Source organism: Synechocystis sp. PCC 7509 (genome assembly GCF_000332075.2).
GTDB lineage: Bacteria > Cyanobacteriota > Cyanobacteriia > Cyanobacteriales > Chroococcidiopsidaceae > Aliterella.
The window spans coordinates 1,818,272-1,833,978 of record NZ_ALVU02000001.1; the positions used below are offsets into that span (position 1 = coordinate 1,818,272).

The 15,707-nt window shown below is 41.9% G+C and carries 16 protein-coding genes; 7 read left to right on the top strand and 9 right to left on the bottom strand.

The genetic code is table 11. From position 1 onward, the window contains the following. Positions 1-28 precede the first annotated feature (28 nt). A complete protein-coding gene (locus SYN7509_RS0209335) occupies positions 29-928 on the top strand; it encodes a DMT family transporter (protein WP_009633950.1) in 900 nt (299 codons plus the stop codon). Here SYN7509_RS0209335 and aat read toward each other — a convergent pair. Then, on the bottom strand, positions 921-1,496 hold the full coding sequence (aat, locus tag SYN7509_RS0209340; RefSeq protein ID WP_009633951.1) for a leucyl/phenylalanyl-tRNA--protein transferase: 576 nt from the start codon (positions 1,494-1,496) through the stop codon (positions 921-923). The genes SYN7509_RS0209335 and aat overlap by 8 nt on opposite strands. A 71-nt stretch (positions 1,497-1,567) precedes the next feature. After that, positions 1,568-2,278 (bottom strand): M23 family metallopeptidase, encoded by a 711-nt coding sequence (locus SYN7509_RS25525; RefSeq protein WP_009633952.1) that lies wholly within the window; start codon positions 2,276-2,278, stop codon positions 1,568-1,570. A 106-nt stretch (positions 2,279-2,384) separates the two neighbouring features. Here SYN7509_RS25525 and sfsA point away from each other — a divergent pair, with 106 nt between their 5' ends. Then, a complete protein-coding gene (gene sfsA / locus SYN7509_RS0209350) occupies positions 2,385-3,122 on the top strand; it encodes a DNA/RNA nuclease SfsA (RefSeq protein ID WP_009633953.1) in 738 nt (245 codons plus the stop codon). Positions 3,123-3,146: 24 nt separating this feature from the next. Here sfsA and SYN7509_RS0209355 read toward each other — a convergent pair whose 3' ends face one another. Continuing rightward, on the bottom strand, positions 3,147-3,926 hold the full coding sequence (locus SYN7509_RS0209355; protein WP_009633954.1) for a hypothetical protein: 780 nt from the start codon (positions 3,924-3,926) through the stop codon (positions 3,147-3,149). 433 nt (positions 3,927-4,359) lie between these two features. Between SYN7509_RS0209355 and SYN7509_RS0209360 the strand changes: the two genes are divergently transcribed. The 3 genes from SYN7509_RS0209360 to SYN7509_RS0209370 all read left to right on the top strand — a co-directional run bounded on the left by SYN7509_RS0209360 (position 4,360) and on the right by SYN7509_RS0209370 (position 7,335). Continuing rightward, positions 4,360-5,682 carry a 3-isopropylmalate dehydratase large subunit gene (locus tag SYN7509_RS0209360; protein WP_009633955.1) on the top strand — a complete coding sequence of 441 codons (1,323 nt, stop codon included), beginning with the start codon at positions 4,360-4,362 and terminating at the stop codon, positions 5,680-5,682. Positions 5,683-5,805: 123 nt separating this feature from the next. Then, the gene (locus SYN7509_RS0209365; protein ID WP_009633956.1) at positions 5,806-6,816 is read left to right on the top strand and encodes a hypothetical protein; all 1,011 of its coding nucleotides are present in this window, start codon (positions 5,806-5,808) and stop codon (positions 6,814-6,816) included. Between the two features lie 24 nt (positions 6,817-6,840). Continuing rightward, positions 6,841-7,335, top strand: a complete 495-nt coding sequence (locus tag SYN7509_RS0209370; protein ID WP_009633957.1) for a gluconokinase — start codon at positions 6,841-6,843, stop codon at positions 7,333-7,335. On the opposite strand, the gene SYN7509_RS0209375 is transcribed toward SYN7509_RS0209370, so the two are convergent. The 3 genes from SYN7509_RS0209375 to SYN7509_RS0209385 all read right to left on the bottom strand — a co-directional run bounded on the left by SYN7509_RS0209375 (position 7,332) and on the right by SYN7509_RS0209385 (position 10,616). Continuing rightward, the gene (locus tag SYN7509_RS0209375; protein ID WP_009633958.1) at positions 7,332-7,799 is read right to left on the bottom strand and encodes a cupin domain-containing protein; all 468 of its coding nucleotides are present in this window, start codon (positions 7,797-7,799) and stop codon (positions 7,332-7,334) included. The two genes, SYN7509_RS0209370 and SYN7509_RS0209375, sit on opposite strands and share 4 nt — an antisense overlap. A gap of 109 nt (positions 7,800-7,908) precedes the next feature. Then, positions 7,909-9,495 carry a glucose-6-phosphate isomerase gene (locus tag SYN7509_RS0209380; RefSeq protein WP_009633959.1) on the bottom strand — a complete coding sequence of 529 codons (1,587 nt, stop codon included), beginning with the start codon at positions 9,493-9,495 and terminating at the stop codon, positions 7,909-7,911. Positions 9,496-9,701: 206 nt separating this feature from the next. Further along, positions 9,702-10,616: a metallophosphoesterase family protein gene (locus SYN7509_RS0209385; RefSeq protein WP_009633960.1), complete on the bottom strand. Its 915-nt coding sequence runs from the start codon at positions 10,614-10,616 to the stop codon at positions 9,702-9,704. 77 nt (positions 10,617-10,693) lie between these two features. Here SYN7509_RS0209385 and SYN7509_RS25530 point away from each other — a divergent pair, with 77 nt between their 5' ends. After that, positions 10,694-11,542, top strand: a complete 849-nt coding sequence (locus SYN7509_RS25530; RefSeq protein ID WP_051482565.1) for a hypothetical protein — start codon at positions 10,694-10,696, stop codon at positions 11,540-11,542. A gap of 6 nt (positions 11,543-11,548) precedes the next feature. Here SYN7509_RS25530 and SYN7509_RS0209395 read toward each other — a convergent pair whose 3' ends face one another. The 3 genes from SYN7509_RS0209395 to SYN7509_RS0209405 all read right to left on the bottom strand — a co-directional run bounded on the left by SYN7509_RS0209395 (position 11,549) and on the right by SYN7509_RS0209405 (position 13,582). Beyond that, positions 11,549-12,235: an N-acetylmannosamine-6-phosphate 2-epimerase gene (locus SYN7509_RS0209395; RefSeq protein WP_028954214.1), complete on the bottom strand. Its 687-nt coding sequence runs from the start codon at positions 12,233-12,235 to the stop codon at positions 11,549-11,551. A 73-nt stretch (positions 12,236-12,308) separates the two neighbouring features. Continuing rightward, on the bottom strand, positions 12,309-13,145 hold the full coding sequence (locus SYN7509_RS0209400) for a cyanophycinase (RefSeq protein ID WP_009633963.1): 837 nt from the start codon (positions 13,143-13,145) through the stop codon (positions 12,309-12,311). Between the two features lie 215 nt (positions 13,146-13,360). Beyond that, on the bottom strand, positions 13,361-13,582 hold the full coding sequence (locus SYN7509_RS0209405) for a hypothetical protein (protein ID WP_009633964.1): 222 nt from the start codon (positions 13,580-13,582) through the stop codon (positions 13,361-13,363). Positions 13,583-13,693: 111 nt separating this feature from the next. Between SYN7509_RS0209405 and SYN7509_RS0209410 the strand changes: the two genes are divergently transcribed. Next, positions 13,694-15,610, top strand: coding sequence for an ATP-binding protein (locus SYN7509_RS0209410; protein WP_009633965.1), 1,917 nt, complete (start codon positions 13,694-13,696; stop codon positions 15,608-15,610). Positions 15,611-15,707: the final 97 nt, after the last annotated feature.

Genomic DNA, 15,707 nt, shown 5'->3' on the forward strand with positions numbered 1-15,707 from the left:
AGTACAAAGTTACTAGAGGAGGATAGTTTTGCGGCGATCGCCTTTTTCTACCTTAGATAAGGAAACTGTAGGTTTAGTCTACGGTTTTTTGGGTGTACTTTGTTTTAGCTTAACTTTACCTGCCACACGAGTAGCAGTAGCAGACTTAGATCCGGTTGTAGTTGGGCTAGGACGATCGATGGTGGCGGCGCTACTAGCGGCGATATTGTTAAAAATTACCCATCAAAAACCCCCGACTCGCCAGCAAATAAAGAGTTTAGTAATTGTTGCTTTGGGAGTAGTAATTGGGTTTCCAATTCTATCAGCTTGGGCGATGGTAAACTTACCCGCTTCTCACGGAGCAATTGTTTTAGGGATTGCGCCCTTAGCTACAGCGATCGCTGGAACTCTCCGCACAGGCGATCGCCCTTCATGGGGTTTTTGGTTGGCGAGTATTTTGGGTAGCACAACAGTAGTTAGTTTTGCTGTTTATTCGGGGGCGGGACACTTGCAAATAGGAGATTTAGCTTTACTGGGAGCAATGATTGCAGCGTCTTTTGGCTACGCCGAGGGCGCATTACTAGCGCAAGTAATGGGAGGATGGCAAGTAATTAGTTGGGGGTTATTAGTCGCTATACCAATGATGCTATTGCCTGTTATTTTCGCCATTTGGCATCACGGTTTAGTAGCTTCGCCTACAGCATGGTTTGGATTTGGTTATATCGCGGTATTTAGTCAGTTTTTGGCGTTTTTTGCTTGGTACAAAGGTTTAGCAATTGGCGGCGTGGCGCGGGTGGGACAAGTTCAACTATTGCAGCCATTTTTAACAATTTCTGCCTCCGCATTGCTACTAGGAGAAGGAATTTCAGCTTCAACTATTGGGACCGCAATTGTTGTATTTATAATTGTGATTTTGGGCAAAAAAACAGCAGTAAAACGTGCTACCTAAGCGAACATCGACGCATTAGAGCTTTTTTAAGTAATCCTTGGTATTCAACATCTGCGATGCAATAAGCCCCAAACCTTTCCAAGTGTGGATTCATCATTTGGGCATCAAATAAGACAAAGGATTGCGATCGCAATTTTTCTACTAATTTCACCATCGCCACTTTTGAACCATTGGGAATCCGGTAAAACATCGATTCGCCGATAAATATCCCACCGATGGCAATTCCCAAGATTCCCCCGGCTAACTCGTCCCCTAGCCAAGTTTCAAAGCTATAAGCCCAACCATTGAGATAAAGCGTCCAATAAATATTTTGTAATTCCTGAGAAATCCAGGTAGTTTCCCGATTAGCACAGCCCGTTACTACGGCTTTAAAATCGCGGTTGATAGCAACTGTAAATTTATCGGAGTTTAAAACACGCTGTAATGATTTGGGGTAGCGAAATCTGTCATCTAGAGGAATTATTGTGCGATCGCGGCTGGAATACCATTGCAAGCTTTCGTCATCCTCTGCCATCAAAAAGTAACCTTGAGCGTAACCCTCAATGATGGCTAAAACGTCATAATCCATTAATTAATTTGCGCCTTTTTTAGAACGCTATTAATCTATATAAGCATAGCGTAGCTACGCTACAAGGAGTATTAAGGAGGATTGGCGATCGCCAATGCAGGATCTTCGGCTGTCCAACCAAGTCCAGAGGCATAACGTAGCTCAAAATGTAAATGCGCTAGTTGTGAACTAGGTTTTCCGGTAATGCCTACTTTGCCAAGTAAATCGCCTTTTTTAACTTGTTGACCCACATTGACAGAGATACTCTGTAAGTGGGCGTAGCGGGTTTGTTTGCCACTTTGATGATTGATGACAACCAAGTTGCCATAACTTGCTTGAACGCCCGCAAAAGCTACTATTCCGTCTTTTGCCGCCTGTACTGGCGTTCCTATGGGTGCTAATAAATCTATGCCACTATGAAAAACTACTTTAGTTGTAGTTGGATCGATTTGCCAACCATAACCCAAAGCTATGCTTGCTTGTTGGGGTAGAGGATAGCCGTTGAGAGTTTGTTTAGAGCTAGATATAACAGGCTGAGATGACCAATTTACCCCAGGAATAAAAACAAATTGCGGTACATTTTGACAACCGTTGAGTTCAAACAATACATCGGCGCGGACTTTGTATTTGGCGGCTAATTGTTTCCAAGTTTGACCTTTAGGGACTTGGATGCGAATACCATTGTAACGAGATAAATCAGGCGTAGAACACCTTGGTGGCGTAGGGGCAGAAAATAATTGCGGGTTGTCAGTGGCTAGTATTAAGCCAAAAAATGTAGAAAATAACAATAAGCGTAAAACCATAGCAATTAAAATCAGGCGTTGTTGATTCAAGCTTACAGGCGATCGCGTTACCCTAAAACGATAAAATATAGAGAAACATTAATAAATCCCTTGAAGGGATTGACAAATGAACGATTGGTTGTACAAATATCCGCCGCTTTATCCAGGAATTTTACTCAAACGCTATAAGCGGTTTTTTGCAGACATTGAGCTAGAAACCGGCGAAGTTATCACCGCTCATTGCCCAAATACCGGGTCAATGAGTGGAATTAGTACCCCTGGTAGTGCCGTGCAAGTATCTTACAGTAATAATCTCAAGCGTAAACTAGCTTATACGTGGGAGATGATTCAAGTATTTGATAACCAACCAACTTGGGTAGGAATCAATACCATGATGCCCAATCGAATTATTAAATTGGCATTAGAAAAATTTTTGTTTCCCCAATTAAGCAATTACCAAAAGATTCAGTTTGAGGTTGCTTACGGACAAGACAAGAAAAGTCGAGTAGATTTTTTATTAAGTAGCGATACTGAGCGCCCCATTTATGTAGAAGTAAAAAGTACAACTTGGGCGCAGAAACAACTAGCTTTATTTCCTGATACCGAAACCACACGCGGACAAAAGCACTTGCGAGAGCTTACAGCTTTACTTCCTCAATCACGAGCAGTAATGTTGTACTTTATTAACCGAGGCGACTGTAACCAATTTGCCGCAGGAGATAGTGCAGATCCAGTCTATGGTAAATTGCTTGTTAGCGCGATCGCTCTAGGTTTAGAAGTATTACCCTGTCGCTTTGAAATATCACCACAGGGTATACGTTATTTAGGTTTAGCTCCAGTGCTTGACTCCGTGCCACAGAACTAATAATTTGGCATTGATGCCATACTTTTAAGTCTGATTCACGCTCAAAGGCTTTAAATAATACCAGTTCATTTTTCCTGGTCTGCCTTCATCCATAAAATAAAGGATATATTTACGAAAAGCGATTTTAGATATAAATGATAGTGGCTCTGGAAAATCTGTTACTGTTCGCTCTCTGCTCCATACTTCAATAATTTCATGGGTCTGAGCGAAACGATTGGCGATAGTTTTTGAGATATTTTCACAAAAAACGTCATGTAACTCTACCAAAATATGCGAGGATGCAAGCTCTGGGATTATTTCTGGATTAAGTAAGTGTTCCTCGCCCCCTTCAATATCCATTATTACTAAAGATGGCGACTTAGCACCGCGTAAAGCCCTTTGCAGTTCAGTAGGTTTACAGAACCCTTTGACTACTATTTGTTTCTCTACTTGATTTTTAAGCGCCATCTCGGCTATTAGTTTTTGTCCTTTTTCTGTAGCCTCAAAGGCAAACACCTGAGAATGGGGACATTGAAGACAAAACCCTACAGCGTAATACCCCTCACCCGCACCTACATTTATAATCGTTTGAAAGTTATTAGCAATAAGAGCATAAACAATCTGATTAAGCTCCATTTCATAGCTACCAACAATTTTAGGAAAGTACGAACCACCTTGTACACCAGGTACATATTTCATGCCTTTGAAGGGTCCAGACATTACTAACCCATTGGAGCGTGCAGAAAGCCAGTTAGCTAGGAGAATCCCAGGCTGGTATTTTTTGGGGAGAAGTTCTCTAAGCGAATTTTTGAGTGTTGTAACCATGTATTAATACCTAAAAATTAGTTAAATTGCTGCACCCCTAAATTCAAATATATGCTACACATAAAAAATGTCAAATACTGAGTTAACAGATTAAAAGCTTTGTGGGTAATCAAAGGCAGCTTGATAGCTAATCACTTAATTTGTAAGTATATACACCACGCGTAAGCAAACGGCTACAACGATCGCAGTAATTTGAAACCAAACAACGACATCCCCAGGTCAAAATCATCTAAAACAAAAGAACAACCGAGTGTTCTTTTAGCTTGGGGGCGAAACCGTCTCACGGCTTTTGGTAATCTAGATAGTCAGGTATTCAGTAACCTAAAATAAATTGGTAGAATAACATATTGCGACTTCTGCCAGTATTTGGGTAGTTTATATAGAAATTACAGCAAAAAAAATCTGGATTCTACAAAGAGGAACTTTAATTGTTATGGGAATGACCTTAACGGAGAAAATCTTGGCTAAAGCCGCAAGTCAAGCGGTGGTAGAGCCAGGACAAAATATCTGGGTAGATGTAGATTTATTGATGACTCATGATGTTTGCGGCCCGGGTACAATCGGTGTATTCAAACGGGAGTTTGGAGCGGATGCTAAAGTTTGGGACAGCGAAAAAATAGTTTTAATTCCCGACCATTACATTTTTACCGCCGACGAGCGTGCTAACCGCAATGTTGATATATTACGCGACTTTGCCCGCGAACAAGGCATAAAATATTTTTACGATATTACCGATCGCTCTGACTTTAAGGCTAACCCTGATTATAAAGGCGTTTGTCACATAACCTTAGCTCAAGAAGGTCATACCCGCCCTGGGGAAGTTTTGTTTGGCACAGATTCTCATACTTGTAACGCTGGCGCTTTCGGTCAATTTGCGACGGGAATTGGCAACACTGATGCAGGTTTTATTATGGGTACAGGCAAACTTTTAATCAAAGTACCTGCAACAATGCAATTTGTATTGAATGGAACTCTGCCCGATTATTTACTAGCAAAAGACCTAATATTGCAAATTATTGGCGATATTGGCGTTGCGGGAGCAACTTACCGGACGATGGAATTTAGCGGGGAAACCGTGCAAAACCTGACGATGGAGGAGCGCATGACCCTATGTAATATGGCGATTGAAGCTGGTGGCAAAAATGGTACGATTTCAGCAGATGAAACTACTTATGAGTATTTGCGATCGCGTACAAACAAACCTTTTGAATCATTTTATAGTGATAGCGATGCCAAGTTTTACAGCAGCTACACTTACGATGTTTCTCAGTTAGAGCCTGTAGTTGCTAAACCCCACTCTCCCGACAATCGAGCCAAAGCGCGGGAATGCTCCGATGTGAAAATTGATCGAGTCTACATTGGGTCTTGTACTGGGGGAAAAACCACCGATTTTATCAATGCAGCGCGGATTCTTAAAGGTCAAAAAGTCAAAGTCCCAACTTACTTAGTCCCAGCAACCCAAAAAGTGTACGAGGATTTATTTACTCACAAGTACCAAGGACAAACTCTATCAGAGATTTTTATTGAATCTGGTTGTATCGAACCTGCTGCGCCTTCTTGTGCGGCTTGTCTTGGCGGGCCCAAAGACACTTTTGGGCGCATGAATAGCGCCGAAGTTTGTGTATCTACTACTAATCGCAACTTTCCCGGTCGCATGGGTGAAAAAAATGCCCAAATTTATTTAGCTTCACCTTACACCGCCGCCGCCTCCGCTATCACAGGTTATGTAACTGACCCACGCGAATTTTTGAGCTAAAGCAAACAATGGATAATAATTTTAATTACCAATTACCAAAATTTTTGTCTTCCCTCCGATAGTTGGATAGCGATCGCCAACTGACCTAGTTTATAACCGAAGGTAATGTCAAGAGACGCAAATATGAATTTACAAAACTTAACTTACACTATTAATAACCTCAGCCCGCGTCAAAAAGCGACGGCTTTAGCGGGAATTGTGGGAGCTAGTGCTGTAATTGGTACGATTGCCCTCTCACAGCGCCAACCCAATCGTACTATAGTCAACCAATTACCTAGTAGCAGTCTCTCTAGTCCTTCTAGTTCTTTAGATCCCTTGACTCCCAATACTACGGGTAATATTGATGCCACAGTGACACCGGATATTGTCAAACCAGGTACGACCACAAGTAGATTTAATAGTAGTATTGTGCCTAGCCCTGGCAATAGCTTAAATCCGGGAAATAGTAGTGTCGCACCAAATAATAATTTACGTTTAGGGACTGGTAGTGCCAGCAGCAGTAATCTAAATAGTTACGGTACTAGCAGCGTTGGAACTAATAGCGTGGGTGCGGTTGATTCAAATAGGATTAATTCTGCTGTTCCTAACCTAGCACCTAGTACACCCCCAGGACAGGTATCTGTACCTAATACTTCTTCTAGCACAAACATTGCTCCAGCTAGTCCCATCATACCTAGAGCTAGTTCTCCAATTCAAGATTTTAGTGTTCCTAGGGCTAATACAAGTCCAGTGACAGCAACACCTTCAGAAATTGGTACTACTTCTCCTGTTGATGACCCAATTCCTAGCAGTACGCAAACTAGCCCTACTTTTGACAGTAGAACTGGAACTTATACAACCACACCAAGCGTACCTAATAGCAATCTTAGGCAAAGTCTGAGAAGTCCTACCAATAGTGTAAATAATTCTCAGAATAATTCAGATTTTTACTCTAATCCAAATTTTAGCCGTCCTAGTGGAGGTTCTAGCGGCAACACCAATAACACTAGCCCAGTTTATGGTAGCTCTAATGGCACTACTAGCAGCAATCCTATCTATAGCAATCCTAATGGCAACATAAATACTAATTCAATTTATGGTAGTCCTAATGGCGGTAGCGGCTCTAGTACATCACCCAATGGAACTACACCCTAAAGCCAGATAAATTTACCAGTAATCATGATTGTTGTTGTGATGGGAGTTTCAGGCTCAGGCAAATCTACTATTGGTAAGTTGCTGGCAGCATCGTTAAACTGGGAATTTAGCGATGCTGATGACTTTCATTCGGCAACTAATATTGAGAAAATGAGCAAGGGTGTACCATTAAATGATGCCGATAGAATGCCTTGGTTGGATCAATTGCAAAATGCGATCGCCCAGTGGCTACTAGCAGATAAAAATGTAGTCTTAGCCTGTTCTGCTCTTAAGGCTTCCTACAGGCGATTATTGTGGTTAAATCCTGAACAAATGAGATTGGTTTACATCAAAAGCTCTTTCGAGCTACTGCAAAAGCGGCTACAACAGCGTCAAAACCATTTTATGGCTCAAACCCTCCTAAAAAGCCAATTTGATATTTTAGAAGAGCCTAAAGACGGAATTATTGTAGATGCCAATCAGCCAGCTATAGTTAGCGTCCAGCAGATTAGAGAAAGTTTACAATCTCAACCTATTTAGGGGACGCAAGCACCGAGGATGACGGAAGTAAATTTTTTAACCTCTAGTTGGTCTAAGGCGGCTTTGACGGCGGCGAGATCGTAAGGTATGGGTTGCGATCGCGGGATGTAATCGCGCTGGTTTGGCTCCCCGTGACGCAATACCGCGTTGATTAATACGCAAGGCTCATCGTCAAGGTTGATCGCACCGTGTAATACTCCTGGCGGGATAATTGCTACTACTGGAGTGCGATCGCTTAAAGCAATATATTCGTAGCACCGATTAATTAAAGTTACTAATACAAAGCGACCTTTGACTACTAACAACTGGTCTGTTTGCGCCTTGTGAACAAATAAGTCCTCAATGGTATGGGGAGGAATTTGTACCAAAATAGTTTGGTCGCTAGTTTGGGGAGTATAAAAATCAGTCATACCCCCCTTTGTAGAAGTCAACGGACGAATTTCAATCCCCTTAGCTGAACTCATATCCCTCTCCTATCAATTGAAGATACTTCAATCTAAGCTCTGAAAAATTAAAAATATGTTGCCAAAGCAACAATAATTAACCAATCTGTGATAGAGCAAAAAAAATGTATCAAAGAGCAGATATTTTTAAACTATTTGGTTCTCCCAGGTTTCCTTGCAAAACAATATCGCGTTTATTGGTGTGCAGATGACGCAAGATTTTGTAAATTACTTCAACTTGGTCTACTTCTCCAGCTTTTTCAGCAAGCTCCATCAAAGATAGGGGAGTTTTTTCTTGTTCAATCACTTGACAGATTTTTCTTTGTAAGTCCAAAACTGCCGCCGCCGCTTTTTTCCCGGCTTCTACGCCCGGTTGGTGGTAGGCGTTGACATTAATTAAAAAGCCGTAAAGCCCTACCGCCCGTTCGTACAAAGCAATTAGTGCGCCCACCATGCGTGGATTGAGTTGGGAAATAGTAACAGTAATCGAATCGCGTTGATTTTCGTAAAGTGCTTGACGAGTTCCTTGCAGCAAGCCGGATAAATAATCACCAGAAGTTACCCCAGGTTCTACTTCCGAGGAAGGGCCTAAACGATCTTCTAAAACTTCCACAAAGGTCATAAAAAAGTTAGCTATACCTTCGCGTAACTGTTGAACATAGGCGTGTTGGTCGGTAGAACCTTTGTTACCATAAACGGCAATGCCTTGATTGACGGTTTGATTGTCTAAATCTTTTTGTTTGCCCAATGATTCCATTACTAACTGCTGTAAATAGCGACTAAATAATAGCAAGCTATCTTTGTAAGGCAATACAACCATATCTTTTTCGCCTCGTCCATTGCCTGCAAAGTACCAAGCTAAAGCAAGTAATGCGGCGGGATTGGTTTTAATATCGGGGATACGAGTAAGACTATCCATTTCTTTAGCCCCGGCAATCATCGCGCGGATATCAATACCCTGCAACGCCGCCGGAAGTAACCCAACTGCTGACAATTGCGAAGTTCGCCCGCCTACCCAATCGTACATGGGGAAAGTTGCCAGCCAATTTTCGGATTTTGCCAGGTTATCTAAATTACTATTTTCACTGGTAATCGCGATCGCATATTTACTAAAGTCTAAGTTATGACCAGCGTAAGCTTTTTTAACTTCAATCATGCCGTTACGCGGTTCGGGAGTTCCTCCAGACTTAGAAATTACTAATACTAAGGTACTAGCTAGGCGATTTCTTAAGCGCGTGAGAATGCGATCTATACCTGCGGGATCGGTATTATCAATAAAATGTATTGCTAAAGGGGGAAAGTCAGGAGCTAAAGCTTCGGCGACAAATTGCGGGCCAAGGGCAGAACCACCAATGCCAACAGAAATAATATCGGTAAAATGAGCCGCTTGGGGCGGGTGAATGGTTCCATTTAAGATTTTATTAGTAAAATCCTCAATTTTATCTACGGTTTGAACCACATTTTGCTTAATTTCTTGGGTAGGGGCTAAATCGGGATTTCGTAGCCAGTAGTGTCCAACCATGCGATTTTCGTCAGGGTTGGCAATTCCTCCTTGTTCCAAATCTGCCATAGCTGCAAAGGCGCTGTTGAACTTTGGTTGCAACGCTTCTACAAAAGCATCATCAAACCTCATCCGACTGACATCTAAGTAAAATCCCAGTCCCTCATTGTAATAAAGCAAGTTTTGATAGCGTTGCCAAAGTGCCGCAGCATCCATAGAGTTCTCAACTTCTTCTTATGTTCTTACACCACATCAGTTTATATTGAATCTCCAGCAAATAATCTAGCCAGTTTGTTACCAAAAATAATCGTAGCAGTGCAGATAAAAAAAGCTTACAAAGTGCGAACGTGTGTTGTCCGAATTTGATTGGCGCTGTCCCAAGTTCACGGGCTTAGGGGGTAACGGTATTTGCTTTTAAACGCTTAAATATTTTTCAAGGGAATAACGCCTTTGTCGAAAATTATAGATTTGGTATCAATGCCGCTAATTTCTAGGCGATCGCTATATAATTCAATAGCTGCAAAACTAAGCTCACTATTTGCCCGCGCTGTCCACTCAGAAGCACCTACAGGGCGCGTCCCAGCCCCTGCACCACAAGTTAAATAGGTAGTGCCGTTAATACTGCGAGTCCGTTCGTAATGATGCTCGTGTCCGTTGATATAAAGCTGGACTCCGTGCTTTTGAAAAATTGGCGCTAGGGTTTTAACAAAGGGCTGATTTAAACCATAATGACCGGATGAATATATTTGATGATGTCCAAATACTATTTTCCAAGGTGCAATACTTTGGCTGAGTTCTTTGTCTAGCCAAGTTAGTTGGGCTTTCCAATCGGCGTTATGGTTAGTGTCTAAAGCGAAAAATTGAGCCGAATCTTGCCCAAAGGTGTAGTAACGACCACGCATATTAAAGCCAGGATATTTTAACTGAGGTTCGCCGTTAGCGGTGCGGATGTCGTGATTTCCCAAACACGCTTGAAACTTTACGCCTTGACTAAGTAATTCTTGATAAGGACGCTCAAATACTGCGTTGATTTTTTCAATTTCACCATCGTTATAAATATTGTCTCCAGCTAAAACTACCAATTTGTAGGGCTTTTGCTGGTAATATCGCGTCATCGCTTGGGCTACAGCATATTGACTTTTGCTTCCCGTCCCGGTATCAGCAACAGAAACAAAGCGGAAGGGAATTTCTGAAGTAGACGCATACTTAGTTGCGATCGCTTGTTCTACATTTACACTACTAGAAGCGTTTGGTTTATTTAACTTGTGGGTCAAAAAAGCCAAACCAAGAGCGCTAAAACTACCTAAAGCTAGAAAATGACGGCGTTTGATGGGCATATATTATCTACAGTTAGGGAAAGAGGATTACAGCCTTTAAAAATTTAGCCTATTTGCTCGTGTTGTAAGAAAATTCGATGTCACAGGAAACGTCAAATTCACCGCCACCAAAACAAAAGCCCTCGCTTTTGCAGGCGCAAAGTGTCAAACTTTTACGGGGAATAATTCGGGTATCGGAAAATGCGATCGCCCAGATTGAATCCCAGCAAAGTGCAGGTACATCAGGTAATATTGCTCTAGCTCAACAATTTTGGAGTGGAATACTAGCACCTGTCCGCTTTTTGCTACCGGAAACTCTATCGGCGAAGTTATCAGATTTGGGATTAACGAGTATTATTGCTGGATTATTGGCGGTGGTAATCTGGACAACTACAATATTTTCTAATTCTTCGCCGCAAGTAGCGACTATCCCGCCGGAAGTTGTACCCGTTGTAACTAATCCTGAACCAGAAACCACTATAACCAATCCTCCAGAATTAATAGCGCCAATAGAGGAAAGTAAACCCATAGAAGTTATCCCCACGCCGGAAATAGAAGTTATTCCCACTCCTAAAGTAGAAGTTACCCCTATACCTGAAGAAGTTGAACCAACTCTTAAAAAAATAGAACTCACACCCGAACAAAGCTTGATTGCATCGATTCAGGAGCAAATCATCCAACAGAGCGATAGCGCAAGCGCGCACGCAGGGCTTCGCATTTCTAACGGATTAATTCAATCAGTTCAAGCTAATTTCACTGGTGGTAGTTTGGTTATTCAAGTTAAAGATGATTGGTATAGTATTGGACAATCGGAGCAAGATAAATTAGCTCAAAAGCTGCTTGATGAATCGCAACAGCTAGATTTTACCCACCTGAAAATTACCGACTCCCAGGGAGATTTGTTAGCGCGGAGTCCTGTCGTAGGCAAAAAATATGATTATATTTAAGCGGGTTTAGCTGGCAATCGCTTCTTTATAAGCTTTAACTTGCAAATCTATTCCCGTAATCGCTGTACCCACCACTACCGCGTATGCGCCTAAGTCTAAAGCTTTACGCGCCGTTTGCGGGGAAGCAATGCCACCTTCACAAATTGCCGGAATATTTAGTTTAACTATTTGACTTAGTAATTTAAAACCTGGAGGTGTTAAACCCATTGTTTGGCTAGTGTAGCCGTATAAAGTAGTCCCGATCATGTCTGCACCCGCGTTTAAGGCTGCGATCGCATTTTCTATAGTATCTACGTCCGCCATTACAGGTTTATCTAGTTCATGAATCTGAGTAATTAAACTCGTAATAGTTTCACCTCCGGGACGCTCTCTAGATGTAGCATCGATTGCAATGATATCTGCACCCGCTTGAGAAACCGCCTGAGCGTGATGAAACTGGGGCGTAATGTACACATCATACCCAGATATTATTTGCTTCCACAGCCCAATTATCGGGGCATTGCAGCGTTGTTTGACAGCTTGAATGTGGGCGGGGGTATCGATTCTAATAGCTACAGAGCCTTGGTTTATGGCGGCAAGTGCGATCGCGGCAATTATACTTGGTTCGTACAGTGGCGAATTTGCAGGGGCTTGACAAGAGACAATTAAGCCATGACGCAGAGGTTCAATAACTTTAGCAAAATCAACAGGCATAAGAATATAGTTAGGGCTTAAAAATAGCATTCTAAGCCCTAACGATTGTTAAGTATATTTGTTACCTAGCAATTTATGCGTTGGCTGTAGCTACTTCTCTTTCGAGAAGCTCCTCAACAATGGGCTTGCGCGAACCTAAGTCAAACTTGTAACCATCGGGGAGAATGTGTAACTTTGCTCCACAAATTGCCAAGGCTTCATCTTTGAGGATTTCACCGATATTTGTATGAACTATGTCTGCAACATCTACGATAGTTACAGCGCCTTCTCCAACTACTTGCAATTTATTGTTCTGCACTAATATAGAAGTATTTTCATCAATACCGATACCCAAAACGGCGGGTTGTTGAGCTAACGCCGAAAGTAAGCGCCCCAAACGTCCGCGTTGCAAAAAGTGTTGATCTATGACTATTCCGGGGAGAAAACCCATACCTGGAGCCATTTCTACGACATTAACGCGGGGATTTGTTTCGGAATCTCCATCAACAATCATTACGTCAGGCATCATCGCCGCACCCGCACTTGTACCCGCAACTATGATTCCTTCTTGATAGCGTTTGTGAATCGCTGCGTCGATTTCGGTATCTTTGAGTATGCTGGTAATGCGAGATTGATCGCCGCCAGTAAAAAATACGCCTGTAGCATTGTTTACTGCTTCTAAATAAGTAGATGAGCTTGCATCTTCGCGCTGAACAGTATCAACTATGCGAATATCTTCCGCTCCTAAGCGCTCAAATACTTTAATGTAGTTTTCTCCTACTTCTCTAGGCATTTCTGTGGCTACTGTCATAACGACGATACGCGCATTCACACCCCCAGCACGACGGACAAATTCTCGTAAGATTTTACAATCTCCCTCTTTGTCTTCTGCACCACCAATAATTAATAGCTGTCCACTGCTTTCACTCACGGCTACATTTCCTCAAGCTTTTATTAAGTAATTTCACTAAAGCATGACAAAATCAACTAAGAAAACTGCTATTTGGTAGATATTGATACAGAAACTTATGGTCTTTTGAGGTATTGACTTACAGAGATAAGGTTTAATTTTTTTGGCAGGCAATAAAAAAGATGGATAGTACCCATCTTTACTAAAAGGAATTTTTATTTGTGCGTTAATAACAATTATTCAACTAAATGCGATCGCTCGATTAAATCGTTGAGAAAATCTCTAGCTCTTTCTAAAGGTAGATGTCTTGGTTTTCCTTCATAAACAATTTGATATTCATGGTTATCAGACCCATCTCCATACCCAGCAATTAACTTGAGGTGAAAAGCTTTATCAGCCAGTTCTTTAATTTCCTCTCTGAGTTCAGCTTCTTGGGGAGATATATTTGGCTGTCTCATAAATGGATTTTCTAAAGTGTTTTGTATATTGTTAACCAAAAGCGTGATGTCTTACACCTTTCAAAAGTTATATCTTCAATAGAGGGCGTTTAGCTAACAGGAGATTTATTTATGGTTCAAGCTCATAGCATGGAAACAGTTCGCGTCAATGCTAGAAAATCGGACGCATTTGATATATTCAATCTTAAACACTACCAAGGAGCAAACCCTTACTTAGAAACGGGAGCGATGGTATTTAGTTTCGCGCTAACAGGATACGAAGAACCTTTGAAAATTGAGGAGTATTTACAGATAATTGGCGATTATTATCCCCGAATGCTCAATGTTGAAGGTGGTTACAATTCCTACGCGCAATTGTTCGCCCGCACGGTAGCAGAAGTCGGACAGCTAGATATGGGTTTGCATTTGGATAAGTGGAGTTGCAAACCTGGAGAAGATGAATCAATTATTGCCGTGCAATCGCTCCACGCTAGAACAAGTAGGTCGGTAGTTTACTTTGTTTGGGACTGGTTTGAGGCGATGACGCAAAACCAGCAAATTGTATTTGACGAGCAAATTAAAGTAATTCAGGATATGTTTAGGCGCTCCGTTTACGGTGGCCCGACAGTGTATGCTTTGTTACGCACCGCCGCCGTTAAAGATATTCCTACTTTTTATCTGTGGGATGAAGGTTTGATGCAGTACGGCTATGGTAAAAAGCAAGTGCGCGGGATAGCTACAACTTTTGATAGCGATAGTCATATAGATTCAGACTTTACTACTCGTAAAGATGATTGCAAAGCTTTTTTAAATACTCTGGGCTTTCCTGTACCTAGTGGAAGTATTGTTACAACCCGTGAGGAAGCAATTTCTGTAGCTAAAAGTATCGGTTATCCGGTCGCTGTGAAGCCTGTAGTCGGGCATAAAGGGATTGGGGTAACGGCGGATGTTCAAGACTCGGAAGAATTGAAGGCGGCTTTTTCAAGGGCTGTAAAAGCGATTCCTGATGAGCAACTAACGCGGGTAATTGTCGAAAAAAGTGTTTCCGGGGCAGATTTTCGCTTGCTGTGTGTCAATGGTCGATTTGTCGCCGCTACGGAGCGCCGTCCTGCTTGGGTGGAAGGAGATGGAAGACTGAGTATTGATGAATTAATCGAGCGGGAAAATCGCACGAAAGCTCGCAGAGATACGCCAACTTCAGCGTTGAGTAAAATTCAGCGCGATGAGGCGATGGAGTTGTTTTTAGAAGAACAAGGTTTGAGTTCAGATAGTGTTATTGAGAAAGGACAGACGGTTTATCTGCGTAAAGTTGCTAATTTGTCTGCGGGTGGGGTGAGTATGGATGCAACCTCAACAGTACATCCTGATAACATTGTTTTGGCGCAAGATATTGCCCAGCATTTTAGATTAACTTGTTTGGGCATAGATGCGATCGCCCGTGATTTATCAAAATCTTGGAAAGCTGGCGGTTTCGGCATTTTAGAAATAAATTCAGCGCCGGGTATTTTTATGCACCTCAACCCCGCTACGGGAGAAAGTGTAGATGTTCCAGCGCGGATTTTGGAGACATTTTTTGATTCCGATAATGATGGCAAAATTCCCTTAATTACTTTTAACCTCATTGGCAAAGAAGAATTGGAGGCAATTATTGACTACATTCTTTTACAACATCCAGATTGGACAATTGGCGCAGTTTGCAAGGAAGGGGTATTTATCAATCGCTCTGAAAAACACCTAAATAAAGACTACAACAGCAACGTGCAAAACTTGCTCCGCAATCCCAAGCTTGACTTACTAATTGCTGAATATCAGGGAAATATTCTCGAAAGAGAGGGGATGTTTTACACAGATAGCAACATCGTAATTTTGGATAATCCCACCGATATAGAAGGGATGTTAGCGCGAAACATTGACGGAGATGGAATTTTGGTAATTAAGGAGACTAATAGTATCTCTATTAAACGCCAAGGTTTGATCGAACAATACGAACTTGGGGAAAACGAGCCATTTTCTCGCGTCTACCTCAAAGAAATTGCTACTATTTTGTAGCTAGTAATTACTAAGACTTACATAATTCTGTTTTCCAGAAACTAGGATGTTTACAGATAAGACCCTTTTGCAGGGGGTTTGGGGGAGGCAACTCGTC

Bases quoted from the DNA above. Each gene is read 5' to 3' on its own strand.
- SYN7509_RS0209385 (WP_009633960.1), bottom strand. From the start codon at position 10,616: ATGCCCATCAAACGCCGTCATTTTCTAGCTTTAGGTAGTTTTAGCGCT.
- SYN7509_RS0209405 (WP_009633964.1), bottom strand. From the start codon at position 13,582: ATGAGACAGCCAAATATATCTCCCCAAGAAGCTGAACTCAGAGAGGAA.
- sfsA (WP_009633953.1), top strand. From the start codon at position 2,385: ATGAACGATTGGTTGTACAAATATCCGCCGCTTTATCCAGGAATTTTA.
- aat (WP_009633951.1), bottom strand. From the start codon at position 1,496: ATGGATTATGACGTTTTAGCCATCATTGAGGGTTACGCTCAAGGTTAC.
- SYN7509_RS0209355 (WP_009633954.1), bottom strand. From the start codon at position 3,926: ATGGTTACAACACTCAAAAATTCGCTTAGAGAACTTCTCCCCAAAAAA.
- SYN7509_RS0209410 (WP_009633965.1), top strand. From the start codon at position 13,694: ATGGTTCAAGCTCATAGCATGGAAACAGTTCGCGTCAATGCTAGAAAA.
- SYN7509_RS25525 (WP_009633952.1), bottom strand. From the start codon at position 2,278: ATGGTTTTACGCTTATTGTTATTTTCTACATTTTTTGGCTTAATACTA.
- SYN7509_RS0209395 (WP_028954214.1), bottom strand. From the start codon at position 12,235: ATGCCTGTTGATTTTGCTAAAGTTATTGAACCTCTGCGTCATGGCTTA.
- SYN7509_RS0209375 (WP_009633958.1), bottom strand. From the start codon at position 7,799: ATGAGTTCAGCTAAGGGGATTGAAATTCGTCCGTTGACTTCTACAAAG.
- SYN7509_RS0209365 (WP_009633956.1), top strand. From the start codon at position 5,806: ATGAATTTACAAAACTTAACTTACACTATTAATAACCTCAGCCCGCGT.
- SYN7509_RS0209360 (WP_009633955.1), top strand. From the start codon at position 4,360: ATGGGAATGACCTTAACGGAGAAAATCTTGGCTAAAGCCGCAAGTCAA.
- SYN7509_RS0209380 (WP_009633959.1), bottom strand. From the start codon at position 9,495: ATGGATGCTGCGGCACTTTGGCAACGCTATCAAAACTTGCTTTATTAC.
- SYN7509_RS0209370 (WP_009633957.1), top strand. From the start codon at position 6,841: ATGATTGTTGTTGTGATGGGAGTTTCAGGCTCAGGCAAATCTACTATT.
- SYN7509_RS25530 (WP_051482565.1), top strand. From the start codon at position 10,694: ATGTCACAGGAAACGTCAAATTCACCGCCACCAAAACAAAAGCCCTCG.